This window comes from Microbacterium sp. B35-04, from assembly GCF_010634885.1.
GTDB lineage: Bacteria > Actinomycetota > Actinomycetes > Actinomycetales > Microbacteriaceae > Microbacterium.
Genome location: NZ_MWLP01000014.1, coordinates 106,919 through 131,569 on the forward strand (window position 1 = coordinate 106,919; position 24,651 = coordinate 131,569).

At 71.2% G+C, this 24,651-nt stretch carries 21 protein-coding genes; 12 read left to right on the forward strand and 9 right to left on the reverse strand.

Translation table 11 applies throughout. From position 1 onward, the window contains the following. The first annotated feature begins 138 nt into the window (after nt 1-138). Nucleotides 139-1,347, forward strand: coding sequence for an MFS transporter (locus B1729_RS04615; protein ID WP_163618573.1), 1,209 nt, complete (start codon nt 139-141; stop codon nt 1,345-1,347). 21 nt (nt 1,348-1,368) lie between these two features. Here B1729_RS04615 and B1729_RS04620 read toward each other — a convergent pair whose 3' ends face one another. Next, nucleotides 1,369-1,773 (reverse strand): pilus assembly protein CpaE, encoded by a 405-nt coding sequence (locus B1729_RS04620; RefSeq protein WP_163618572.1) that lies wholly within the window; start codon nt 1,771-1,773, stop codon nt 1,369-1,371. Between the two features lie 65 nt (nt 1,774-1,838). Between B1729_RS04620 and B1729_RS04625 the strand changes: the two genes are divergently transcribed. Further along, entirely contained in the window at nt 1,839-2,597 is a 759-nt protein-coding gene (locus B1729_RS04625) for an alpha/beta hydrolase (RefSeq protein WP_163630939.1), read from the forward strand. Nucleotides 2,598-2,630: 33 nt separating this feature from the next. Here B1729_RS04625 and B1729_RS04630 read toward each other — a convergent pair whose 3' ends face one another. Further along, nucleotides 2,631-3,638, reverse strand: a complete 1,008-nt coding sequence (locus B1729_RS04630; protein WP_163618570.1) for a TIGR00341 family protein — start codon at nt 3,636-3,638, stop codon at nt 2,631-2,633. On the opposite strand from B1729_RS04630, the gene B1729_RS04635 reads away from it, so the two are divergent. Beyond that, nucleotides 3,637-4,839 carry an acyl-CoA dehydrogenase family protein gene (locus B1729_RS04635; protein WP_163630967.1) on the forward strand — a complete coding sequence of 401 codons (1,203 nt, stop codon included), beginning with the start codon at nt 3,637-3,639 and terminating at the stop codon, nt 4,837-4,839. The genes B1729_RS04630 and B1729_RS04635 overlap by 2 nt on opposite strands. A gap of 27 nt (nt 4,840-4,866) precedes the next feature. Here B1729_RS04635 and B1729_RS04640 read toward each other — a convergent pair whose 3' ends face one another. Beyond that, on the reverse strand, nt 4,867-6,003 hold the full coding sequence (locus tag B1729_RS04640) for a serine hydrolase domain-containing protein (RefSeq protein WP_163630941.1): 1,137 nt from the start codon (nt 6,001-6,003) through the stop codon (nt 4,867-4,869). A gap of 51 nt (nt 6,004-6,054) precedes the next feature. On the opposite strand from B1729_RS04640, the gene B1729_RS04645 reads away from it, so the two are divergent. The 5 genes from B1729_RS04645 (at nt 6,055) to B1729_RS04665 (ending at nt 9,545) form a co-directional block, all read left to right on the forward strand. Continuing rightward, on the forward strand, nt 6,055-6,591 hold the full coding sequence (locus B1729_RS04645) for a helix-turn-helix transcriptional regulator (protein WP_163630942.1): 537 nt from the start codon (nt 6,055-6,057) through the stop codon (nt 6,589-6,591). Nucleotides 6,592-6,627: 36 nt separating this feature from the next. After that, nucleotides 6,628-7,899, forward strand: a complete 1,272-nt coding sequence (locus tag B1729_RS04650; RefSeq protein ID WP_163618567.1) for a DUF445 domain-containing protein — start codon at nt 6,628-6,630, stop codon at nt 7,897-7,899. A gap of 99 nt (nt 7,900-7,998) precedes the next feature. Continuing rightward, nucleotides 7,999-8,349 carry a gamma-glutamylcyclotransferase family protein gene (locus tag B1729_RS04655; protein WP_239525996.1) on the forward strand — a complete coding sequence of 117 codons (351 nt, stop codon included), beginning with the start codon at nt 7,999-8,001 and terminating at the stop codon, nt 8,347-8,349. 52 nt (nt 8,350-8,401) lie between these two features. Further along, nucleotides 8,402-8,872, forward strand: coding sequence for a histidine phosphatase family protein (locus B1729_RS04660; protein WP_163618566.1), 471 nt, complete (start codon nt 8,402-8,404; stop codon nt 8,870-8,872). Nucleotides 8,873-8,897: 25 nt separating this feature from the next. Then, nucleotides 8,898-9,545 (forward strand): HD domain-containing protein, encoded by a 648-nt coding sequence (locus B1729_RS04665; RefSeq protein WP_163618565.1) that lies wholly within the window; start codon nt 8,898-8,900, stop codon nt 9,543-9,545. A gap of 191 nt (nt 9,546-9,736) precedes the next feature. Here the strand turns inward: B1729_RS04665 and hutH are convergent, their stop codons facing one another. Next, entirely contained in the window at nt 9,737-11,329 is a 1,593-nt protein-coding gene (hutH, locus tag B1729_RS04670; RefSeq protein WP_163630944.1) for a histidine ammonia-lyase, read from the reverse strand. 61 nt (nt 11,330-11,390) lie between these two features. On the opposite strand from hutH, the gene B1729_RS04675 reads away from it, so the two are divergent. Beyond that, nucleotides 11,391-12,206: an IclR family transcriptional regulator gene (locus tag B1729_RS04675; protein WP_239539416.1), complete on the forward strand. Its 816-nt coding sequence runs from the start codon at nt 11,391-11,393 to the stop codon at nt 12,204-12,206. A 74-nt stretch (nt 12,207-12,280) separates the two neighbouring features. On the opposite strand, the gene B1729_RS04680 is transcribed toward B1729_RS04675, so the two are convergent. From B1729_RS04680 to B1729_RS04690, 3 genes are all read right to left on the reverse strand, one after another. Then, nucleotides 12,281-15,439, reverse strand: coding sequence for a M14 family metallopeptidase (locus B1729_RS04680; RefSeq protein WP_163630946.1), 3,159 nt, complete (start codon nt 15,437-15,439; stop codon nt 12,281-12,283). Nucleotides 15,440-15,580: 141 nt separating this feature from the next. Next, nucleotides 15,581-16,063, reverse strand: a complete 483-nt coding sequence (locus B1729_RS04685; RefSeq protein ID WP_163630948.1) for a YbaK/EbsC family protein — start codon at nt 16,061-16,063, stop codon at nt 15,581-15,583. Further along, a complete protein-coding gene (locus B1729_RS04690) occupies nt 16,060-16,869 on the reverse strand; it encodes a methyltransferase domain-containing protein (RefSeq protein ID WP_163630950.1) in 810 nt (269 codons plus the stop codon). Before B1729_RS04690 ends, B1729_RS04685 begins: the two co-directional genes overlap by 4 nt. A gap of 193 nt (nt 16,870-17,062) precedes the next feature. Between B1729_RS04690 and B1729_RS04695 the strand changes: the two genes are divergently transcribed. From B1729_RS04695 to B1729_RS04705, 3 genes are all read left to right on the forward strand, one after another. Next, on the forward strand, nt 17,063-18,148 hold the full coding sequence (locus tag B1729_RS04695; RefSeq protein ID WP_163630952.1) for a Glu/Leu/Phe/Val dehydrogenase family protein: 1,086 nt from the start codon (nt 17,063-17,065) through the stop codon (nt 18,146-18,148). Between the two features lie 463 nt (nt 18,149-18,611). Next, nucleotides 18,612-20,204, forward strand: a complete 1,593-nt coding sequence (locus B1729_RS04700; RefSeq protein WP_163630954.1) for an AMP-binding protein — start codon at nt 18,612-18,614, stop codon at nt 20,202-20,204. A 204-nt stretch (nt 20,205-20,408) separates the two neighbouring features. Further along, on the forward strand, nt 20,409-21,209 hold the full coding sequence (locus tag B1729_RS04705; RefSeq protein ID WP_163630956.1) for a ZIP family zinc transporter: 801 nt from the start codon (nt 20,409-20,411) through the stop codon (nt 21,207-21,209). 491 nt (nt 21,210-21,700) lie between these two features. Here the strand turns inward: B1729_RS04705 and B1729_RS04710 are convergent, their stop codons facing one another. Both B1729_RS04710 and B1729_RS04715 read right to left on the reverse strand, forming a co-directional pair. Continuing rightward, on the reverse strand, nt 21,701-22,546 hold the full coding sequence (locus B1729_RS04710) for a MerR family transcriptional regulator (RefSeq protein ID WP_239539418.1): 846 nt from the start codon (nt 22,544-22,546) through the stop codon (nt 21,701-21,703). A 318-nt stretch (nt 22,547-22,864) separates the two neighbouring features. After that, nucleotides 22,865-24,184 (reverse strand): HNH endonuclease signature motif containing protein, encoded by a 1,320-nt coding sequence (locus tag B1729_RS04715; protein WP_204260107.1) that lies wholly within the window; start codon nt 24,182-24,184, stop codon nt 22,865-22,867. Nucleotides 24,185-24,651 lie beyond the last annotated feature (467 nt).

Genomic DNA, 24,651 nt, shown 5'->3' on the forward strand with positions numbered 1-24,651 from the left:
GATCCGGGGTCCGACATCGGATCCGCCTGTGGAGAAGTCCTCCGGCGTGTCGCGGGCGTGTCGTGGACGCGTCGCGGGCGCGTCGCGGACGCCTGCCCAGCGAGTCGTGCGTCGGGGCCGGTGGCGTAACGTTGTCGGGTGGCCGGCTACCGGGATCTTCTGCGCACCCCCGGGGTCGCTCGCATCATCGCGGCACAGCTGACCGCGCGCTTCCCGAACGGGATGATCAGCCTCGTGATCCTCCTGCACATCGAGGGGATCACCGGCTCCTACGGGGCCGCGGGCATCGTGCTGGCCGCCGTGTCGATCGGCCAGGCGCTGGCGGGCCCGGTCACGAGCCGCTGGATGGGCCGCTGGGGCATGCGTCGCGTGCTGACCCTCACGACGGCCGTGTCGGCGGCATCCCTGCTGGCGATCGCGTTCCTCGTCGTGCCCGTGCCGGCGTACATCGTGCTGGGGTTCATCGCCGGCGCCTCGACGCCGCCGATCGTGGCGGCGGTCCGCACGATCTACGCCAAGATGGTCAACTCGACCCAGCTCACGGCGCTGTACTCGCTCGACGCCTCCCTGCAGGAGGTCATCTGGATCCTCGCCCCGGTGCTCATCACCTTCGTCGCGACGCAGTCCGGCACCGTCGTCGGCCTCGTGCTCGTCGTGGTGTTCCTGGTCGGGGGCGGCGCGTGGTTCATCCTCTCCCCCGAGGTCGGCCGGGTGCGCATCCCCCGCAGCAAGCGGTCGTTCGGCACGGTGCTCACCCGCCCGCCCATCCTGCTCGCAACCGTCATCGGCTTCCTCCTCATCGGCTCGTTCGCCGCCGTCGAGGCGGGCGTCGTGGCGACGTTCGACCATGGCGGACTCGAGGCCGGGCTCGTGCTCGCGGTCTTCTCGATCGGCAGCCTCGCCGGCGGCTTCGCGTTCGGGCACCTGCCGATGGGGCGCTGGGCGCTGGCGCGACGGCTGACCGTGGTGGCGATCGGGCTGGCCCTGACCGGCATCTGGATCAACGTGTGGTGGATCGGCGCCACGCTGTTCGTGGCCGGCATCGGCATCGCTCCCGCCCTCGCGGTGCTCTCGGCCGTGACGACGGCGAGCGTCAAGTTCAGCGACACCGCCGAGGCCTTCGGATGGGTGGGCACCGGTCAGCTCATCGGCGCCGCGGCCGGCTCGGCCGTGGCCGGCCTGCTCATCGACGGCCCGGGCGGCGTGACCGCTGCCTACATCGCCGCCGCGGCGTTCTGCGCGCTCGGACTCCTCGTCGCGATCGTGTTCGCGCGGGGCCTGCCCGATCTCCGCGTCCGCGGGGCGAGCCCGATCCCCGATACCGAGCCGGTGCCGACCATCCGCTGAGCCCCTGGGCGCACGCCGGGGTCACTCCAGGCGCCGGAGCATCTCCAGCAGGGCGAGGCCGTAGGCGTCGGCGGGTTCGGGATGCTCGAACACCCGCCGCTCGCCGCCCATGACGATCTCCACCTCGTGGGTGTCCGGCAGGCGCCGGAGGCCCCGGAAGGCGCCGCGCAGCAGCTCGCGCAGCTGGTGCTCGTGCGGCAGCCACAGCGCGTCCTCCAGCGCGACCGAATCCAGCGCCCATTCGGTGGTGCCGTTGAAGGCGAGGATGCGACCGGTCGGGTACTCGCGCGGCTCGATGGTCATCTCGCTGACGGTGAAGACGTCGGCCTCGAACTCCGGCTCGTCGAGCTGGAACCGGTCGCCGGAGTGCGGATGCCACACCAGGCCCGCGTCGCGCAGCGCCACCGCCAGTTCCGTCGAGATCATGCCAACCCCCGTTCCCATCCTGCCGTGCGCCGAGGCGGCCGGGGCCGCGCTTCTAGGCTGAGAGTATGCCCAGTCCCGTCGCCCTCCCCCGTCTGTCGTGGGGCTCCCCCTCCGCCGAGCGCCGCGCACTGCTCATCCACGGCCTCGGCTCGAACGGCGCGCTGATGTGGCGCTACGGCGTCGCCCTCGCGGACGCCGGATGGCGAGCGGATGCCGTGGACCTCCGCGGACACGGCATCGCCCCGCGTGCGCTCGACTACACGCTGGGCGCATACGGCGCCGACGTCGCGGCGGCCCGCGCCGGCGACGGCCGGCCGTGGGACCTGGTGATCGGGCATTCGCTCGGGGGTGCGGCATCCGTCCTCGCCGCCGCAGCGGATGCGTCGTGGACGCGCCGGCTCGTCCTGATCGACCCGGCGATCTCGCTCACCGACCGGGATCGCGACATCGTCCGCAACAGCCAGACCCGCTCGTTCGACGACCCGACCGAAGAGGCGGTGCGTGCCGAGCACCCGCACTGGCACCCGCAGGACATCGAGCTGAAGGCGCTGTCGGCGCAGCAGGCGAGCCGGTGGGCGGTCGAGCAGACCAGCGCGCAGAACCCGCGCTGGGATGTGACGGATGCCGCGCTCCGGGTGAGCGTGCCCACCCACGTCATCGCGTCCGACCCGCGCGTGTACTCGATCTTCCGCGGCAAGCCCGCCGAATCGGCCGTCGCCGCCAACCCGCTGTTCACCGTCTCGGTGGTCCCGGACGCGGGCCACTCACCGCACCGTGACAGGCCCGAGGACACCCTGGCGGCGCTGCGCGCCGCGCTGGCCTGACGATGCGCGGAGCCGGACCCTCGAAGGCCGGGTCTACTGCACGGGGATCTCGACGCCCTGCCCGACATCGACGACCACGCCGATGAACGCGGGGACGACCTCCGCGACCGCTTGCTGGAGGTCGTCGACGGACGGGGTCTCGCCGTCGCCGGTCGTGACCTCGATCGTCGCCGTCGCGCCCGACCAGTCGACGCCGTAGACGCGAGCCCCCTCCTCATCGGCGAGCCACTGCGTGGCGGCATCCTGGATGCCGACCGACCACCGCGCGAGTGCCACCGAGACGACCGAGTTGACGACCAGCGGGATCGTGATGACGACCGCCAGCACCGTGACGATGATGTAGGCGCGGCGCCGGTTGGCGACGCGTGACGACCCGGGATCGCGGGCGTACCCCGCGAGGGTGAACACGATGCTGCCCGCGATGATGAGCGCGACCACGTTGGAGAGGAACAGCCACAGCGCGCCTACGGCGTCCGTCCAGAGACCCTGGCCTGCGCACACGCCGACCACTCCGAGCGGGGGAACGAGCGAGATCGCGATCGCGACACCGGGGAGGATGGCGCTCAGGTCCTTGCGGCACATGGCGAAGCCGCCCGCGAACCCGGTGGCGAGCGCCGCCACCAGATCCATGAAGCTCGGCGACGTGCGGCCCACGACTTGGGAGTTGGTCTCCAGACTCTCGGGCGTCGCGACGAACCCCGAGAACGCGAGCCCCAGCACGATGACGATGGCGACCCCGAGGAGCACCCAGAGGATCGAGCGCACCACGAGGCTGAGGTGCCCCCGCACGATGCCGAGGCCGATGGCGAGGATCGGGGTACCGAGCGGCGCGATGATCATCGCGCCGATCACCGTCGCCGTCGAGTCCGTGAGCACCCCCGCGATGGCGATGATCCCCGCGAGCGTCAGCATGATGAGGAACCCGCTGCGCTTGCCGACCCGGTCCCCTGACCCGAGGTCGAGCGCTTCGGTGACCTCCGCCGCCGTCTGCCGCTGCGTCGCGGGGATGAGCGCCTGCATCATCTGGGAGAGCGTCGCCATGGGCACATCATGGCGCAAGAATGGCGGGGTGACCCCCAACGATGCCGCTGCCCTCCTCCCGGACGAACTCCTCGAGCGGTTCCGCGCCCGGGCGGCCGTGCACGACCGCGAGAACACGTTCCCCGACGACGATCTGGCGGACCTGAAGGATGCCGGTTACCTGGCGATCCTCGTGCCCCGCGAGCTCGGCGGTGCGGGGCTGGGCCTCGCCGAGGCATCCGTCCTCCAGCAGCGCCTGGCGGGCGCCGCACCGGCGACGGCGCTCGCGATCAACATGCACCTGGTGTGGACCGGCGTCGCGAAGGTGCTGGCCGATCGCGGAATCGACGCGCTGCGGTTCGTGCAGGAGGGCGCGGCCGCCGGCGAGGTGTTCGCGTTCGGCATCAGCGAGGCCGGCAACGACCTCGTGCTGTTCGGCAGCGGGACGGATGCCGCGCCTCTGCCCGACGGCGGCTATTCGTTCACGGGCACCAAGATCTTCACCTCGCTCGCGCCGGTGTGGACGCAGCTGGGCCTGCACGGCCTCGACACGTCGTCCGAGGATGCCCCGCGGATGGTCTACGCGTTCGTGCCACGGTCGGAGGTGCAGGTCGGCCGCGTGGTGGTGCGCGACGACTGGGACACCCTCGGCATGCGCGGCACGCAGTCCCGCACCACCGAGCTGCGCGATGCGGTGGCGCCTGCCGACCGGGTCGTGCGCCGGCTCGCGCCGGGCCCCAACCCGGACCCGCTCGTGTTCGGCATCTTCAGCGTCTTCGAGCTGCTCCTGGCGTCGGTGTACACCGGAATCGCGCGCCGGGCGCTCGATCTCGCGGTGGCCGCGGCGGGCAAGCGCACCTCGAAGCGCACCGGCAAGGCGTACAGCCAGGACCCCGACATCCGCTGGCGCATCGCCGACATGGCGCTCGCGTACGACGCGCTGCCACCGCAGATTCAGACGCTCGCGCGCGACGTCGACGAGCTCGCCGACCACGGCGCCCAGTGGTTCTCGCTGCTCGCCGGCGTCAAGCACCGGGCGGTGACGGCGGCGAAGTCGATCGTCGACGACGCCGTGCTGGTCGCCGGAGGTTCGTCGTACTTCTCGGGCAACGAGCTGAGCCGGCTCTACCGCGACGTGCTCGCAGGACCCTTCCACCCGTCCGACCCGGAGTCGGCGCACTCCACCGTCGCGACGGCGTGGCTCGGCCCGCTCCAGGACTGAGCCGCTCCAGGACTGAGCGGATCGCCCTCAGTCAGGCAGCGCCCGCGTCAGCAGCTGCATGAGGCGGACGTGCACGCGGAAACTCCGCAGCATCTCGCGGGTGGAGTGGAAGTTCAAGACGATGCGGATGCCGCGCTCGGGCACCGTGAAGGCGTGAGCGCCCGTCACCCCGAGGTGGCCCACCGGCCGCGGCAGCCCGCGGAGGAACGGGGAGAATCCCTCGTAGTGCAGGCGCATGAGCCCTGCCCCGTAGCGAATGCCGGGGCGGAAGCTGCTGCGGATGTCGGCCATCGCGCGGCGTGACCGCTCGCCCACGAGGGCGCCCTCTCCCCACGCCGCCCAGAACCGTGCGAGGTCGTCGAGCGTCGTGACGACCCCGCCGCCGCCCCAGTCGCAGCTGAGGCTGCGGGCCTGGCTGACTTCGTCGCGGCCGAGCCGGAGAGGAGCGATGTCGAGCTGCGCGGCCGGATCCGCCGCGTCGGACGGTGCGCCACCGGGCAGCGTGTGGAACAGCAGGCACGAGTCCGCCATCCCGGCCGGCGCGAAGATCCCCTCGTTCAGCTGGGCGCCGAGCGTAGCACCGCCGACGTGCTCGATCACACGGCCGAGCAGCACGTAGCCGGTGTCGGAATACGAGAACCGGCGCCCCGGCTCGGCGACGGGTCGCTGGTGATCGCGACTGAATGCCAGCAGATCGGCGGGCGTCCACAGCCGGTCGGGCTCGCTCACGAGAAGCTGCCCGAAGCGCGGGCCGCCGGTCACCTTGCCCTCGAAGTAGTCCGCGACGCCGCTCGTGTGGGTCAGCAGATGCCGGGTGGTGACGGCGGCGGCCCGATCGCGCCCGTCGCGGACGAAGAGGCCGCGCCAGTCGGTGTCGGGCAGCACCTCGGTGATCGGCGCGTCGAGGTCGAGCGCACCCGCCTCGGCGAGCTGGAAGGCGCGCGTCGCCGTCATGGACTTGCCGACGCTCGCCGCATGGAAGCGCCCGGATCGGTCGCCGGAGCTGAACTCGAAGCCCGGCCCCTGCACCAGCACCTGCGCCGCCGGCAGGCGGCGCCGGGTACGCGCACGATCGGCCGTCGCGACGACGCGCGCCATCGCGGCAGCGAGGCGGTCGGGCTCGGAGACGGTGTGCGTGGGAAGATCGGTCTCGACATCGCTCACAGATATACCTCCTAGATATATCTGTTAGATATACCGCAGGAAGGCGCGCAGATGCAACAGGTCATCCTCGGACTGCTGATCCTGCACGGCCCGCTGTCGCTCTACGCCGTGCAGCGGCAGTTCCAGCAGGGCGTGTCGCTCTTCTACAGCGCGAGCTTCGGCAGCATCCAGCGCGCGCTGAAGCAGCTGGCCGAGCAGGGACTCGCAACCGTCGCGGATGCCGCCGCCGACGCCCGAGGCAGCAAGCCGTACACGGTGACGGATGCCGGACGCCGCGCCTGGCGGGAGTGGATGCTCTCGCCCGTCACCGGCGGAGACGTCGAGACCACCGCCCTGGCGCGCACGTTCTTCGTCGGCCTGCTGGAAGAGCGGACCGAACGCCGGGAGGTCGTCGCCGCGATCCGCGCCCGCGTGGCGTCCGACCTCGCGGAGCTGGAAGCCGTCGCGCGCGGCGTCGACGCGGCAGAGATCCCGGCGGAGTTCGCCGACGTGTTCGCCTTCCAGCGCGCGACGCTGGACTACGGCATCCGCTCGAATCTGCTCGCTCTTACCTGGTGCGACGAGCTCGCCGCAAGCCTCAGGGCGTAAGGCCCGTGCCCGGCGAGCGCGTGCGAGGATGACCCCATGGCGCGGACCCCGACCCAGCTGCTGAGCCCCGCCGACCAGGAGCGCCGACGGGGCCTGCGCACCATGAAAGGCGTCGCCCTCGGCGCGCTGGTGTTCATGGCGGTGCTGTTCGCGTTCTCGTTCGCGTTCCAGCAGGACATCCCCGCCCTCGCCTACGTGCGGGCCGCGGCGGAGGGCGGAATGGTCGGTGCGCTCGCGGACTGGTTCGCGGTGACGGCGCTGTTCCGGCATCCGCTCGGCATCCCGATCCCGCACACCGCGATCATCCCGAGCCGCAAGGACGAGATCGGCCAGACGCTGGGCGAGTTCGTCGAGACCGAGTTCCTGCGCGGCGACGTCGTGCGCGCAAAACTCGAGCAGACCTCGATCGCCGCGCGGCTGGGCGAATGGCTGAGCCAGCCGGAGCATGCCGAACGGGTCGCGGCCGAGGCATCCGTGATGGCGGGCAGTGTGCTGCGGGCCCTCAGCGACGACGACGTGCGCGACGTGATCGAGGAGCTCGCCCGCGAGCACCTCATCGAGCCGGAGTGGGGCCCGCCCCTCGGCGAGTGGCTCGGCCGGATCATCGACGCCGGCGGGCACCACGGTGCGGTCGACCTCGCGGCCGACACCATCGCCGCCTGGCTGGAGGCCAACCAGGCCGCGTTCAGCGGCGTCATCTCGCGTCGCCTGCCCGGGTGGGTTCCGTCGATCGCGCACCGGTTCGTCGATGACACCGTCTACAGCGAGGCGGTCAAGTTCGTCGCGGCGGTGCGGCGCGATCCGCAGCATCCGGCCCGCATCGCGATCGACGGCTATCTGACGCGGCTCGCCGAGAATCTGCAGCACGACCCCGCGACGATCGGGCGTTTCGAGGACGCCAAGCTCGCGGTCTTCGACAGTCCGCGCGTCCGCGAGCTGGCCGGCGAGGTCTGGACCACCGCGAAGGCGGGCCTGCTGCGCTCCCTCGCCGACCCCGAGAGCGGACTGCGGCGGCGCGGCGTCGAGGCGCTGGCCGAGATCGGCGGACGCCTGACGACGGATGCCGCGCTGCAGAGCCGGGTGGACACCTGGGTCACCGACGCCGCCGTGTTCCTCGTGGACCGGTACCGGCACGACATCGCGTCGATCATCACCGACACCGTGGAGCGGTGGGATCCGGCCGAGACCACCGAGAAGATCGAGCTCATGGTCGGGCGCGACCTGCAGTACATCAGGCTCAACGGCACGATCGTCGGGGCGCTGGCCGGCCTCGCGATCTTCTCCATCGCGCACGCGCTGCTCGGCTGACCCGGCTGGCGCCGCACGCGGGTGGAGCGCGTGGAGCGCGCGTGTTAAGACTGCGTGAAGACCGGGGATCGCGCGGGTGCCGCGCGTTACCCTGATGCCGTGTCGGTGGACGAGCCCCTCCAGTACCTGTTCAGCTACGGGACCCTGCAGCACGCCGACGTGCAGCTCGACACCTTCGGTCGCCTCGTCGACAGCGACGACGACGCGCTGCCCGGTTACACCGTCGACTACGCCGAGATCGAGGACCCCCGCGTCGTCGATCTGTCGGGACTCTCGGTGCACCCCATCGTTCGGGCGACCGGCAACCCGCTCGACAAGGTCGTGGGCCGGGCGCTCGTCGTCACGGAGGACGAGCTCGACGCGTCCGACGAGTACGAGGTCGCGCTCTACCGCCGGGTCGCGGTGGTGCTGGCGAGCGGGCGCGCCGCATGGGTCTACGTCGGCGCCTGACGGGCCGGTAGCGTCGTGGGGTGAGGGCACGTGCATCCCGAAAGGCGGCGTCATGATCAGGCTCGCGCTGGTGCGGCATGCGAAGTCGGACTGGGGCGATCCGGGGCTCGACGACCATGACCGGCCGCTCAACGACCGCGGCATGCGCGACGCGCCGCGCATGGCGCGTCAGCTGGCCGAGTCGGGCTTCCGCCCCGACCTGATCCTCTCGAGCACGGCGCTGCGCGCCCGCACCACGGCCGAGGCGTTCGCGTCGGAGCTCGGCGTGGCGGTCTCGCTCGATCCCGAACTGTACGGCGCGCCCGCCCGCGCGCTGCTGGCCGCGGCGGTCGCCACACGCGCCTCCGCGGTCGTGCTCGTCGCGCACGACCCGGGGATGAGCGTGCTCGCCGCCCATCTCTCCGACGACGCCATCAGCCACATGCCGACGTGCGCCGTCGCCACGTTCACGTGGGGGGTCGACGACTGGGACGTCGCTTCGGCGCTCGATCCCGACGAGTGGACGTTCGAGAAGCCCCGGTGACCCGACCCGATGACCCGATGACCCGATGACCGCCGGCGAAACACCCACCGCCGGACGCACCGACGCCGAACGCGGCCGCATGCTGCGGACCGTCCTGCGCGAGAGTGCCAGCCCGTCGGCCGCGCTGCGCGCCGACGGGCTCATCGACGAGGTCCCCGAGCACGCGGCGCTCGCCGCCACGCCGCAGGATCCGGCGTGGCATCCCGAGGGTGATGTGCTCGTGCATTCGCTGTGGGCGGCCGACCTGGCGGCTCGGCATGCCGAGCGGGAGGGGCTCTCCCCCGACCTCCGCGAGCGCCTCGTGCTGGCCGCGCTGTGGCACGACATCGGCAAGCCCGACACCACGAGGCCGCGAAACGGCCGCATCACGTCATACGGTCATGCCGAGCGCGGCGCCGAGATCGCGCTCGCGCTGGGTCGGCGCCTGCAACTGCCGTCCCCGCTCGTGCGTGCGGTGGCCGAGATCGTCGCGACGCATATGGTGCACGTCTCGGTGAGCGGCGAGCCGACCCCGAAGGCGGTGCGCCGACTGGTGCGGCGCCTCGAGGGCGCGGGCACCTCCCTCGAAGAGTGGGCTGTCGTGGTGCGCTGCGACGGCGATGCGCGCGGCGCGGCGGCGCGCCCCGACGCCTCGCTCCCCTGGCTGCGCATCGCGAACCGCCTGCTCGCCTGACGCCGAACTCGCCCCTCGCCGAGGCGCCCCGATGCCTCGCTCCCCTGGCTGCGCGTCGCGAACCGCCGGCTCGCCTGACGCCGACCCGCCTCGCGCCCCGACGCCTCGCGCCCCGACGCCTCGCCCCCTGGATGGGCATCGCGAACGCCGGCTCGCCTGACGCCGAACCCGCCCCTCGCCGAGGCGCCCCGTCAGTTCGGGACGTGCGCGAAGGCCGCGTCCGCCACCGCGCCCGCGGCGACGAGCGCGGTCATCGCCTCGATCTCGGGCGACAGGAAGCGGTCGGGGCCGGGACCGCCGGCCACGGTGCGCACGAGGTCGCGCACGGCGCCGGTGGCGGGGCCGGGGTGCAGCGGCGCCCGCAGGTCGAGGGCGCGCGCGGCCGTCAGCACCTCGATGGCGATGACGCGGGAGAGCCCGTCGATCGCGCGGCGCAGCTTGCGCGCGGCAGCCCATCCCATCGACACGTGGTCCTCCTGCATCGCCGATGACGGGATGGAGTCGACGGATGCCGGAACGGCGAGTCGCTTCAGCTCCGAGACGATCCCCGCCGCGGCGTACTGGGCGATCATGAAGCCCGAGTCGACGCCCACCTCGTGCGCGAGGAAGGGCGGCAGCCCGTTGCTGCGGGCCGGGTCGAGGGCGCGGTCGGTGCGGCGCTCCGAGATCGAGGCGACGTCGGCCACGGCGATCGCGAGGAAGTCGAGCACGTACGCCACGGGCGCGCCGTGGAAGTTGCCGTTGGACTCGACGCGCCCGTCGTCGGTGATGACCGGGTTGTCGACCGCTGCGGCGAGCTCGCGCGAGGCGATCATGAGCGCGTGGTCTGCGGTGTCGCGCGCCGCGCCGTGCACCTGCGGCGAGCAGCGCAGCGAGTACGCGTCCTGCACCCGCGTGCAGACGGCCGGGTCGCGGTGGGACGCCACGATCGGCGAACCGGCCAGCACGGCGCGCAGGTTCGCGGCCGACACCGCCTGGCCCACCTGCGGGCGCAGTGCCTGAAGGTCGGCGGCGAAGACCGCGTCGGTGCCGAGCTGAGACTCGACCGACATGGCCGCGGCGACGTCCGCCGTGTCGAGCAGCAGCGAGATGTCGTGAAGGGCCAGCAGCAGCATCCCGAGCATGCCGTCGGTGCCGTTGATGAGCGCGAGCCCCTCCTTCTCACGCAGGACGAGAGGGGCGAGGCCAGCCGCCGCCAGCGCGTCGGCCGCGTCGACCTCGTCGCCGTCGGCGTTGCGGACGCGCCCCTCGCCCATCGCGGCGAGCGCCACGTGCGACAGCGGGGCGAGGTCGCCCGAGCAGCCGAGCGAGCCGTACTCGCGAACGATGGGTGTGATTCCCGCGTTGAGCATGGCCGCGTACGTCTCGACGACGACCGGGCGCACGCCTGTGTGGCCGGTGGTGAGGGTCTGCAGGCGCAGCAGCATGAGGGCGCGCACGACTTCGCGCTCCACCTCGGGTCCGGTGCCGGCCGCGTGCGAGCGGATGAGGCTCGCCTGCAGCTGCACCCGTCGCTCGGGTGCGATGAAGGTCGTGGCGAGGGCGCCGAATCCCGTCGAAATGCCGTAGTGCGGCTCGGGGTCGTCGGCGAGACCCTCGACGAGCGCCCTCGCGGCGGCGACGCGGGCGAGAGCTTCGGGGGCGACGACGATGTGTGCCCCACGGCGTGCGACGGCGACGAGGTCGGCGGGGCTCAGCGGCGCCGCACCGACGGTGACGGGCGCGCTGTCGGCCGGGGTGTGGCTCGCGGCAGCGCTCGCAGGAAGGGGGGTGACGGCGGTCATGCTCCGATTCCACACCGCAGTACTGTCGCGCAACAGCGGGTCGTGGCATCCTGTGTCTGTCATGCCAGACACCTCATCGCCTCTCCCCGACCGGGTCTCGGAAACGCGCCCGCAGGTGCCCGCCGCCGACCAGACGCTGCGGATCCTCTCGTTCCTGGCGCGCCAGCGCGGTCCCGCCCCCGCGCGCTCGATCGCGACGGCGCTCGAGATCCCGCGCTCCACCGTCTACCACCTGCTTGCGACCCTGCAGGAGCACCAGTTCGTCGTGCACCTGCCGGAGGAGCGACGGTGGGGCCTCGGAATCGCCGCATTCGAACTGGCGGGCGGCTACTCCCGACAGGAGCCGCTGGCGCGTCTCGGGCGTCCCGTGCTGGCCGACCTCGTCGATCGAGTGGGCGAGAGCGCGCACCTCGCCGTGATGCACGGCCGCGACGTGCTGTACATCGTCGAGGAGCGGGCGCCGCGGCGGCCCGCCCTGGTGACGGATGTCGGCGTCCGCCTGCCGGCGCACCTCACGGCGACCGGTCGGGCGATGCTCGCGGCGCTGCCGCGCGAGCAGGTGCGGGCGCTGTTTCCGGATGCCGCGGCCTTCGCCGACCGCACCGGCCGTGGTCCCCGCCGGCCCGGCGAACTGCGCGACGTGCTGCGGGAGGTGCGCGATCGCGGCTACGCGGTCGAGGACGGCGAGGTCACCCTCGGCACGCGATCGATCGGCGTGGTGGTGCGCGACCACGCGGGCTGGCCCGCGGCCGCGGTCGCGCTCACGTGGTCGGCGGACGAGCGCCCGGACGCCGATCTCCCGTCGGCACTGGCCTCCGCGGCCCGTGCCGCCTCGGACGAGCTCGAGCGGCGCATCGGACGCAGCCGACGCACCTGAGCCCGATCCCTCCTGAGTTGATCCGCCCCTCCTGAGTCAATCCGCCCCTCCTGAGTCAATCCGCCCCTCCTGAGTTAATCCGCGAAGTGGGCGAGGATCCTGCCGACCACCTCCGCTCGGGCCGCATCCGAGTCCAGCTGCTCCAATCCGAAGCCGAACAGCAGGGTCGCGGGTGTCGCCGTCGCACTGTAGAACGGACCCTCGGCGTCGTAGCGCGTGAAGTCGCTCGCGTTGCCGGGGCTCGTCTCGGGCGCCCCGGGAACCGTCCATGCCCCCGTGCCGGACTCGAAGCCCTCCGCCTCGGTCGCTGTCCCGTCGATCACCAGCGCCGTGTCGTCGACCATCAGGCCGACGTCACCGGTGAAGGGGTCGGTCACGTAGCTGACGACGATCTCGACCTCTTCGCCGGCGTACGCCGACAGGTCGAACGAGACCGGCGTCCACCCGCCCGAGTTGCCGGTGAAGGAGTTCCACTCCCCCGTCGTACCGGTCGGGGTGCAGGGACCGGGACCCGTGGGCAGAGTGAGGTAGTTCGCGAGCTGCGGGTGCTCCTCGACGAAGAAGCCCGCCTCGCACTCGGCTGGGGGAACGTTCGAGGTCCCGCCGTTCAGATCGGCAAGCGTCGTCCAGTCCTCGGTTCCCGCAGCACGCGCCTCGACGATGACGTGGTCGTAGCCGAGTTCCGTCCAGTACGAGATCTGCGCGTCGAACGTCGCCGTGCTCCCCGCCGCGAGCTCAGGCACGGTAAAGGTTCGCGACAGCCGCTGATAGCCATCGTCGATGTGGGGGGCGAACATCGCCCATTCGCCCTCGATGGGAATGAACGGACCAGACGGGCTCTGGTACTCGGCGGCAGCCCAGCTCTCGAACTGCGGGAACTCCGCCACCGGCAGAACATCGCTCGTCGGTGTGAACTGACCGAGCTCGTCGATCGGGTTGTCCACGGTTGCCGGTCCGCCGAACAGCGCCTCCAGCCCCTCGAGGGGGGCCGCGGTGCCGCGGATGCCGGCCGCCGCCACCGGGGTGCGGTCGTAGGCGCCGAGCCAGTACTGGGTGAAGTCGTCGGCCAGCAGCAGGCAGTCGGCGAAGAAGTCCGACGTCACCACGCAGTCCTGGTCGGGCGCGCCGTCGAGGCCGTAGTAGATGCCGCCGAGCGCCCCGCCCAGCTGACCGTAGTAGGCCGCCGTCTCGCCCGCGAGCGCCAGCTCGCCGCCCTCGTTCAGGAAGTCTCGAACGGCGATGGTGAGGTACTGCTGCCGTTCGGCGACCGAGAGATCGGTGAGCTCGCCGAATGCGTACGTCTCGGTGAGCACGTCCTCCGGATCCTGCGTCAGGCGGTTGTCGCCGAGGTACCAGAGCGCCGAGTCGTAGTGGCTCAGCACACCCAGGTCGTGTGGAACGCCGCTGGCGTCGACATCCCACACATCCGCTGTCACGCCGTTCGCCTCGAGCGCGGCGAGGTGCTCATCGAGATACTTCGGTCCTGTGCCGGTCGGGGTCTCCTCGGGGTTGACGCCCGTGTAGTCCTCGTTGGCGATCACGAGCACCGAGTTCCCACTGTCCTGTGCGACCTGGTACGTGAAGTGCTCGCTCTCGATCCGCTTGACGGAGTGGTCGGCGGCGATGTCGCGCCCCGACGGTCGCGCGCTGAACCACACCTCCACGGTGTCGCCCGGCTCTGTCCCCGTGATCTTCGCGCGGTACTCGCCGTAGTAGTCGACGTTCTCGTCGCCGTAGCGCTCACCGCCCTCCCACTCCTTCACCGGGACGACCTGCGTGCGACCGCCGTTGATGCGGTAGTTCGCGACCTTGTGCACCATGTCGCGCTTGGCCCACACCGCCACCGTCTGCGGGTCGCCGTACGACACCGCGAAGGAGTCGACGCGGAAGTCCTCAGCGTCGCGTCCGACGACCGACACCGGGTCGTTCGGGTCCTTCGCGGATTCGGCGACGGCGAGGGCGAAGGGGATGTTCTTCTCGAACTCCGCCTGGATGAGGTCCTCGTCGTCGGGGAAGTTGAAGCCGCTGTCGCAGTCCGCCGCCTCCCACTCGTCGTCGGGCACCGAGTTCGAGGCCGACTCGCACGTCGCCATCTCCGGCGTGAAGCCGAGCGTGCCGTACGCCTCCTGCGCGTGCGTGTCGGTGTCGCCGTTGGTCGTGTAGAGCTCGGCCGAGATGTCGGGGTCGTAGCCGGGCACCGCCGGGTTCGCGTCGTCCCCGACCATCGCCTCGTAGATGACGTCGTCGGGGGACGGCGTGGCGACCTGCCAGCCGATGCCGTGCAGCAGCAGCTCCGCGGCGGAGTGATAGTTCACGAGGAATTGTGCGGTGAGGTCGGCGAAGAGTCCGTCGAGCGCCTGCGTCTCAGGTTCGGAGGCCGGAGCGGGTCCGCGGTACGTTTCGGACGCGGGATTGGGCGACGAGCCTTCGTTGTCGTAGCCCCAGCGCGTCGGGAAGTTGCGGTTGAGGTCGACGCCGTCGCCGGTGCCGATCGTGCCGTCGCCGTTGTTGTCACGCAGGTTCTTTCGCCAGAGGCGCCGGCCCTCTTCGAACGTGAAGTCGTACCCGTCAGGGTTGGCGACCGGGACGAACCACAGCTCGGTGGTGTCGACGATCTCGGTGATGCGCGGATCGCTGCCGTACGACGTCACGATGTGGTGGAGCAGGCGTCGCACCATCTCGGGCGTGATCCACTCGCGCGCGTGCTGGGCGCCGACGTAGATCGTCGTGGCGCGCTTGCCGTCCTTCTGCTTGCCGACGTTGCCGGTGACACGGACCGCACCGATGTCCTGTCCCTGGACCGTCTCGCCGATGACGCGGAACTCCGCGAACTCCGGGTGCGCCGCCGCGACGCCCATGATCTCCTCGAGCAGGCCGCCCTCGCCGCTGTAGGTGCGGAACACCCCGTCACCCGCAGCCAGGGTGCGGCGCTGCGCGCCCGGCTGCTTCTGCTCGAGGGCCGTTCCCGCTTCCGCCAGCTCCGTCGCCTGCTCCGGGCTCAGGATCACCTGCACCCCGACCTGTCCTGGCACGTCGCTCGTCGTGGTGACGACCTCGTGGCGGTCGACGCCGAGGTCGACGATGGCGTCCAGCCCCGCGGCATCCACCGTCCCGGTGTACACCGCGAGCACGTCCTCGGCGGGGGGCGGCTCGGGACTCGCTATGGCGGGGGTCACCGCCAGGAGCGTGAGCGTCAAGGCTGCAGTGGTGGCGACGGCGAGCTGACGGATCATGTTGCTTCCCCTTTGTCACGCGTGAGCGAAGACCGGGTCGCGGCGGGATCCCTCCCCCGTAGGCGCGACACGAACGGTCAACATCTACGCCACGCGCGGCCGGCCGTCAAGGGACGTCGCAACCGGAGGGGGTTCGCCTGCTCAGTCGACCTTCGCGACGGTCCCCTGCGTGAGCCGCACGAGTTCGTCGTAGGTCATCGGGAAGACGGTGTGCGGAGTGCCGCCGGCCGCCCAGATCTCGGGATAGTCCGCGAGGTCCTCGTCGACGATGGTGCGCAGCGGCGACGGATGCCCCGTGGGGGCGACGCCACCGATCGCCTGACCCGTCGCCTCGCGCACCTGTTCGGGCGTGGCGCGCTGGATCTTCCCGAGTCCGAGACGCTCGGCGAGCGCCGCCGTGTCGACGCGGTGGGCGCCGCTCGTCATGACGAGGAGCGGCGCGCCGTCGCAGAAGAAGACCAGGCTGTTCGCGATCGCGCCGACCTCGATCCCGAGGGCCGCGGCCGCCAGCGCTGCGGTGGACGCGGCATCCGGGAGCACGACGATGTCGCCGGTGATGCCGACGGCACGGATGGCGTCGTGGACGAGACGGCTGCGGGCGGGGAGCGAGGCGGGCGTCGTCACCGGGCAGCCTGACGACGCGGCCCGTGGGCCAGGATCTCGCCGTGCGGCATCAGCAGCCAGCCGTCCTCGGCGGCGGCCCACTCCCGCCAGCCGTCCGAGATGCGCCGCAGCTGCGCGTCATCGGCGCCCGCCGCGCGCGCCGAATCGGCGAACGCCGACTGCAGCACCCGATCGGCCCACATCCCGCCCCACCAGGCGCGGTCGGACTCGTCCTCGAACAGCCACAGCGACGCGGTGGCACGGATGCCGGTGAGCCCGGCCTCTTGCGCCCATGCCTTCAGGCGCCGCCCAGCGGCGGGCTCTCCGGCCACGCTCCGGTGGGTCGTGAGGTAGAGGGCGAGCCACTCGTCGAGCGCCGGGATGAGCGGGTACCAGATCACGCCCTCGTAGTCGACGTCGCGTGCGGCGACGAGTCCGTCATCGCCCGCGACGCGACCGAGTTCCCGCAGCATGTCGACGGGCCGGTCCACGTGCTGCAGCACCTGGTGCGCGTGCACGACGTCGAACTCGCCGTCGGCGTACGGCAGGGCGTAGGCATCGCCCACCTCGAACGACAGACCGGGCACGGTGTGATCGGCGGCGGCCTGTGCGACGACGTCGGCGGAGGCGTCCGTCCCCACGACACGACCGGGCGCCACACGCGTGGCGAGATCCGCGGTGATCGAGCCCGGTCCGCTTCCCACGTCGAGCACCGAGACACCGGGTCGAAGATGCGGCAGCAGGTAGGCGGCGGAATTCTCGGCCGTGCGCCAGCGGTGCGACCGCAGGACGCTCTCATGATGACCGTGAGTGTAGGCGTCGGGCATTCGTCGATGCTATCGAGGGCGCGCACCGTGCTGACGCATGCGCAATCCCCTGACTCGGCACAGCGCAATCTGCGCACTCGCTGGCGGTAGGCTTGAACAATCCGGCGATCCGGTGTGCAATGGGGAGTGGATGCCGCAACGCCGCGTCATCCACCGCGCAACGCCCACGAGGCCCGCCGAAGAAAGTACTGCGATGACGCACACCGTGCATTCCCTGCCCCTGCCCGATTTCGCACACGAGCGGGTCGAGGTGATCACCGGACGGCGAAGCGGCCTCTTCATCGCCGTCGCACTCCATTCGTCCGTTCTGGGCTCGGCTCTCGGCGGCGCCCGCCTGTGGACGTATCCGCACTGGAGCGACGCCCTCGGCGACGCCCTGCGGCTGTCGGCCGCCATGACGCTCAAGAACGCCGCGGCGGGGCTCGACGCCGGCGGCGGCAAGTCGGTGATCGCTCTACCGCCCGGCACCATCCTCGATGCCGACCGGCGCCGCGCCGCGTTCCTCGATCTGGGCGACGCGGTCGAGTCGCTGCACGGCCTGTACCGCACCGCTGAGGACGTCGGCTCGACGACCGACGACATGCTCGTCGTCAGCGAGCGCACGGAGCACGTGGTCGGGCTGCCCGACGCGGTGGGCGGGTCGGGCGAGCCCGCCGGTCCTACCAGCCTCGGCGTGTACGAGTCCCTCCGTGCGACGCTCGAGCGCGTCGCCGGCACCGCCGACGTCGCTGGCCGCCGCGTCACGATCTCGGGTCTCGGCCAGGTGGGCAGTCGCCTGGCCGTCCGCCTGTCCGCCGAGGGCGCGCGTCTCACGGTGACCGATGTGAACCCGGCCAAGCGGGATCTGGCGGCACAGCTCGGCGCCGACTGGGTGAGCCCGGGCGAGGAGCACCTCGTTCCGGCGGATGTGTTCGTGCCGGCGGGCATCGGGGGGCTCCTCACGGACGACGTGATCGACACGCTCGACGCGAAGGCCGTGTGCGGACCCGCCAACAACCCATTGGCCGATCACAGCGGCGCGGCGCGACTCGCCGGTCGCGGCATCCTGTATGCCCCCGACTTCGTGGTGAACGCCGGCGGGGTGATCTACCTCGACCTCGAGGCGAAGCAGCTCGGCACCCGCGCCGAGATCATGGAACGGGTCGGGCAGATCGGCGGCACCGTGCGCCGGATCTTCGACGAGGCCGAGTCGCGGGGCACCACCCCGCTCGAGGCGGCGGAGGGTCTCGCGGCCGAGCGGCTGGCCGCCGGCGGACGCCAGCACGCGCTCGCCGGCTGAGAGCAGCCCACCGCGTCAGCCCACCGCGTCAGCCCACCGCGTCAGCCCACCGCGTCAGCCCACCGCGTCAGCCCACCGCGTGCGGCCTGGCGCCGTGACGCCGCCCGCATCGGCGCGCGCCGCACGCTGCACGTGCGCCAGGTTGCCGTCACGGCGGCGGCGTCGCCTCCCATGGGCTGTGCGTGAACCCTGCCCGCCGTGTTGGTGGTCGGGCTCGCGTGCGCCCCGGCCGCCGTGTTGGCCGCCGGCGTCGCGCGCCGCTTTCCCTCGAGCGCCCGCCTGCCCGCCACGCGGTCGGGCGTCGGGCCTGAGCGTCCGGCGGGCGGCCCCCGCGGCTGACACTGCGTTCCACGATTCGCGGAATCGCGTGCCAGGTTGCGGGGTCGGGGTGGCATGATGGTCGCACGGCGGGCCCAGGGCGCGCCGGACGGCGATTCCCGCAGCCCCGATCGAAGGAGATCCGGTGTTCACCAGCCCCCGCCCCGATGTCGAGATCCCCGAGCTCAGCATCTACGACTACCTGTTCTCGAGCCTGACGGACGAGGATCTGGGACGCGTCGCGCTCATCGATCCGGCCACAGGCGCCGAGACCACGTACGGTGCGCTGCGCGCGCAGGTCGATCTGTTCGCGGGTGCGCTGGCCGCGCGCGGCGTGGGTGTCGGCACGGTGCTGGGGATGCTGTGCCCGAACGTCCCGGCGTTCGCGACGGTGTTCCACGGCATCCTCCGTGCCGGTGCGACGGTCACGACGGTGAACTCGCTGTACACCGCGGGCGAGATCGAGAAGCAGCTGCGGGATGCCGGGGCAACTTGGCTCATCACGGTCAGTCCGCTGCTCCCCCAGGCCGCGACAGCCGCCGAGGCCGTCGGCATCCCCCACGACCGCGTCATCGTGCTCGACGGTGCCGCCGGGCATCCGAACCTGCGTGAGCTGCTCACCGAGGGCGCGCCGGCGCCGCAGGTGTCGTTCGATCCCGCGACGCACGTCGCCGTGCTGCCCTATTCGTCGGGCACCACCGGCGTGCCGAAGGGTGTGATGCTCTCCCACCGCAACCTCGTCGCGAACGTGGCGCAGTGTCGTGTGGCGCTCGATCTCAGCTCGAGCGACCGCGTGCTGGCGGTGCTGCCGTTCTTCCACATCTACGGCATGACGGTGCTGCTCAACCTGGCGCTGCGGCAACGGGCGAGTCTTGTGACGATGCCGAAGTTCGACCTCGTCGAGTTCCTCACCAACATCCAGAAGTTCCAGTGCACCTACCTCTACATCGCCCCGCCGATCGCGGTCGCGCTGGCCAAGCACCCGGTCGTCGACCAGTTCGACATCTCGAGCGTGCACACGGTCTTCTCGGGCGCCGCTCCGCTCGACGGCGAGACCGCCGAGACCGCCGGTCGTCGCATCAACGCCCGAATGATGCAGGGGTACGGCATGAGCGAGCTGAGCCCCGTCTCGCACGCGATGCCCAACGATCGCCACGACATCCCGGTGAGCTCGGTCGGCATCATGCTGCCCAACACCCTCAACAAGCTCATCGACACCGCGACCGGTGAAGAGATCACCGAGGTCGGTACGGACGGCGTGACGAAGCCGGGCGAGCTGTGGGTGAAGGGGCCGAACGTCATGCTCGGCTACCTGAACCAGCCCCAGGCGACGGCCGAGACATTGGACGCAGACGGGTTCCTCCACACCGGCGACATCGCCGTGTACCACGAGGGCGGATACTTCTCGATCGTCGACCGCGTGAAGGAGCTGATCAAGTACAAGGGCTACCAGATCGCTCCCGCCGAGCTCGAGGCGCTGCTCCTGGGTCACCCGAAGGTGATGGATGCCGCGGTCATCGGCGTGCTCGACGACGACAAGCAGGAGATCCCCAAGGCCTTCATCGTGCCGGCACCCGACTCCGGCCTCACCGAGGACGAGGTGATGGCGTTCGTCACGGAGCACGTGGCGCCGCACAAGAAGGTGCGTCGCGTCGAGTTCATCGACGCGATCCCCAAGTCGACCGCGGGCAAGATCCTCCGCAAGGACCTGCGCGCCCGCGAGGCCGCCACCGTCTGAGCCCACGCGCGATCACATGCCCCCGGCGGACGCGTTCCGCCGGGGGTCCCGCGCCAGTGGTTCGCCAGCTCCCCTTCCGTTCGCGGGCCGTTGAGCGCGCGAGCGTGGACGAGTGAGACGAAACCCCTCGAACGCCCCCGCCACGCCGGCGCGCGTCTCGTCGCACCTCCCGCGCTCGACGACCGCGACCACTAGGTTTGCGCCATGGATGGCGTCTGGCTCGCCGCGCTCAGCGGGCTCATCGGCGGCGGAACGCTGCTCGCGGGCGCAGGGGTGGCATGGTTCGTCGACATCCCGCAGCGGATCGTCGCGGGCATCATGGCGCTCGGCGCCGGGGTGCTCATCTCGACGCTCGCGTTCGAGCTCGTCGAGGAGGCCGCCGATGTGGGAGGTCTCATCCCGACGACGGCAGGATTCCTGGGCGGCGCGATCCTGTACATCGTCGCCGACCAGCTCATCTCTCGGCCGCGTAAGCCCAAGCCGGTTCCGACCGATCAGACGGATCGCACTGCCGGTGCCGCCGACCCGCCCGCCAACATCGCCGCGCGTCGCGCCGTCGCGGGGGCTGCGAGCAGCGCGGGCGTCGTGATCGCCGTCGGGGCGCTGATCGACGGCATCCCGGAATCCATCGTGATGGGTCTGTCGGTGCTGCAGGGCGGGATCAGCATCCCGATCGTCGCGGCGATCGCGATCAGCAACATCCCGGAGGGGCTCGGTTCGACGGCGGCGCTCAAGCGCGGCGGATCCACCGGGCGCTTTGTCGCACTGCTGTGGTGCAGCATCGCCCTGGTGACGGTGGTCGCGGCGGTGCTCGGCTTCGTGGCCTTCCAGGCGGCGTCGCCGAACCTCATCGCGCTCATCACGACCATCGCGGCCGGGGGTCTGCTCGCGATGGTGTGCAACACGATGATCCCCGAGGCCTTCGACGAGCAGCACGCGCTCACGGGGCTGTGGGCGACGATCGGCTTCCTCGGCGCCTTCCTGCTCCACGAGCTCGCGGGCTGACGCGATGCGACAGTGAGAGCCGATGAGTTTCCTCAGCGCCTCCCTGCTCACGAGCTCGCCGGCTGACGCGATGCGACAGTGAGAGCCGATGAGTTTCCTCAGCGCCTCCCTGCCCACGAGCCCGCCGGCTGACGCGATGCGACAGTGAGAGCCGATGAGTTTCCTCAGCGCCTCCCTGCCCACGAGCTCGCCGGCTGACGCGATGCGACAGTCAGAGCCGATGACTTTCCTTGCCGCGTTCCCGCTCCACGAGCTCGCCGGCTGACGCGTTCGATGCGACAGTGAGCCTTGAGGTTCCTTCGCCGGGTTACGCGCTACCCATATGGAGCGGCATCGGCCCTGAGCATCGGGCTGATGCTGATCGCCATGACCTGGGTCATCTCCGCCGTCGTGGGCGCGTTGATCTGGGAGCCGTCGATCTCGCCACGATCCTGCGTACGCGCTGCGCGCACTCACCGGTCCGGGGACCGGTTGCCTCGTCCGGTGGGGCCTCAGGCCCTCTCGACGGGAACGATGAGCTCGGTGACCCACTCCGACTGATCAAGCTCGGGCCCCGCCTCCACGTAGACCTCGCGCGTGGGGCCGACGATGCGATAGCCGTCGTCGACGACCTGGCTCATCAGCGTCATCCACGACCTGCCGATGCTCGGCATGTCTCCGCGGTGCGTGAGGACGCCGGCTGTAGGGATGCGAGGCAAATCGACCACGTCGTACCCGTTGCCCTCGACGGGCTCGGGTTCTGCCGTGTAGCTCACGTGCACCGCGAGCTCCTCGGAGTCGGGCACGGTCTCGTACCAGAACACACCGGGCTCATGCAGCGCACGGCCCGCGGCACCGAGTGCCCCATCGAGGCGTTCCAGCAGGGGGCCGATCACGGGTGAGACGTTCTCCGGCCCCATCCCCGGTGCGCGCCCTTCGACGGCGTAGACGGTGACGGGGTCGATCGTACGATATTCGACAGCGGACATGGCGTTTCCTTCCAAGGCGCGGAGACGTTCGGCGATGTGCGCGAGCCGATCCTGATCCGCGGCGATCGAGGCCCCGAGCTGCGCGCGTCGCTGCAACAGCGCCTCGCGCATCGCCGCGGACCGATCGCGGGCAGACAGGACACTGCCGATCACATCAAGACCGCAGCCGAGCTCGCGCAGTTCGACGAGGCGCAGCAGGTCGGCCAGCTGCGCGTCTGCGTAGTGGCGGTACCCGGTGCGATCGTCGACGTGCGCCGGAGGCAGGATGCCGATCGCGTCGTAGTGACGCAGCATCCGCACACTCACCCGCCCGATCGCCGCGAAGTCTCCGATGGTGTACATGGTGGAGTCCACATTCGGCCCTGACACAGTGTGAGAGTCAACCAGAACACCAAGACGAGGAACAGGTCGCCAGCGAAGCCCGGCGTGGCGCACGTCGCCAACGAAGCCCGCGTGGCGCACGCGTCCGAGCCGAGGTGACCCACGCGTCCAAGCGGAGCTGACCCACGCGTCCAAGCGGAGCTGACCCACGCGTCCGAGCGGAGCTGACCCACGCGTCCGAGCCGAGGTGACCCACGCGTCCAAGCGGAGCTGACCCACGCGTCCGAGCCGAGGTGACCCTCGCGTCGGAGCCGGAACAGCACGGGCGCCCCATCTACCCTGACGCGCCCCGCGAGTCCCGTCCCATCAGAACGGTGCGCTGCTCGCGTCGTCCGCGCTGGCACCGGCGCTGTGGAAGACCGGGACTTTGCGTTCCGGTTGCACCACATAGCGCCGGCCGGTGGGCGAGATCCACTCGAGAGCACCACCGGATCCTGGGAGCTGCGTGACGACCCAGTCGGTGTTGTCTTTCACGAGGTGGTGACCTTTGCACAGCGGGGCGTTGTTCTCGAGTGCCGTCTCACCCTGGTCAGCCCATCTGATCTGATGATCGACCTCGCACCGGGAGGCCGGCATTCCGCAGCCCGGACCCATGCAACGATCCGCTCGCCATTTCACCAGCTTCTGCAGCGCGGCCGGCGGGGAGTACCGGTCCCGACCGACAGAGAGCACCATTGCCGTCTCGGGATGCGTGAGCACCCGCATCCACTTCCCATCGCCGCCGGAGAGCTCCCTCGCGCGCGACAGCGGGATCGGCCCGATCCCTTCGACCACGGGCGGGTCACCGGCCACGGCAGCGTCGTCGTCGAGGAGCGACAGCACGGGGACGGTCACGACGACCGACGCCCTGATGCCCGACGCGGCGGCCGGAAGGTGCTCAGTCGTGCCGTCGATGAGAAGGTCGGCGACGATGTCGGCGCGGATCTGATCGAGCGTCCGCGTCTCGCCCGGCGTGGCCTTGATCACCTTGGCCATCGCCGTCGCGCGACCGAAGATGGCGTGCAGCTCGACCTGCGGACCATGCAGCAGCAGGAGACCCATGGCGTCGGCACCGGACTCGACCACGACACGCCGACCGCCGACTGCCGCTGCGTGACGCTCCTCGAGCGTCGTGCTCTCGACCCGCGCAATGAGGTCGCGGAGGCCACGCCGGAAGGTTCCGACCGGCTCCGCCTCGGCGAGCGCAATAGCTCGGTCGACGATGTCGGCTCGCAGCTCGGGCGTGACCTGGTCGACGAGGTCCACGAAGATCTCGGCGTGCTTCTCGGTGATGCGCGCCCCCGACAGGGCGTCAAGAGCACGCGGATAGCGGTTGACCAGAGCGTCGGCCTGGAGAAGCAGGCGCCCGGCCGCGTACTCGGTGACACGCATCCCTGCGGAGAGCTCCAGCCGGATCGACCGCTCTGCCATCTCAACCGCGCCCGATCCTCTGCCGAGGATCGGCGCGAGCTCCTCACGCCGCATCGCCTCGATTCTGCGCAGTCGCTCAGCGGCGAACACGGCGAGCATCGTGGCGGATTCGAGCACCAAGTCGACGGCGTCCGGCACGGGCGGGACGAACTCGTCTTCGCCGCCGTCGGCGCACCCCGCCCACTCGGGATCGGGATGCGAGGTGGGATGACTCATGTGTTGAGTTTAGAACATATGTTCGATTTCTGCAAGCATCGAGCCGTCGATATTCCCGAGCCGCCCGCCGGCTTCACCACCGCAACGAAGCGACTGGGCGTGCCCCAGCGCCGCCCCCGACCACCGACACCTACCCCGCTGCCACCTTGCCAGCGTCCCTGAACGAACGGCAGAGCGCAGTCCGCCACTGCTCCTCCACACGGGCGTCTGCGGAGGGTTCTCCCGCCGCGATCCCCGTGTGGATCACAGGGTGCCACGCCCCACGGCGGGGCGCGGCATCCGCTCGCCCTCTCAGCTGCCGATCGTCACGCTGCCCCAACCGCGCGGCGGCACCACGACTGCGGGACGGTCGTCGCCCGGACTCCGGACGTCGCCCGGCGCTCGTCGTCGCCCGGCCCCCGGTCGTCGACCGAGCGAGACGCCCCGCCCCAGCCCTGTCGTCGACCGAGCGAGACCAAACCCTCGCC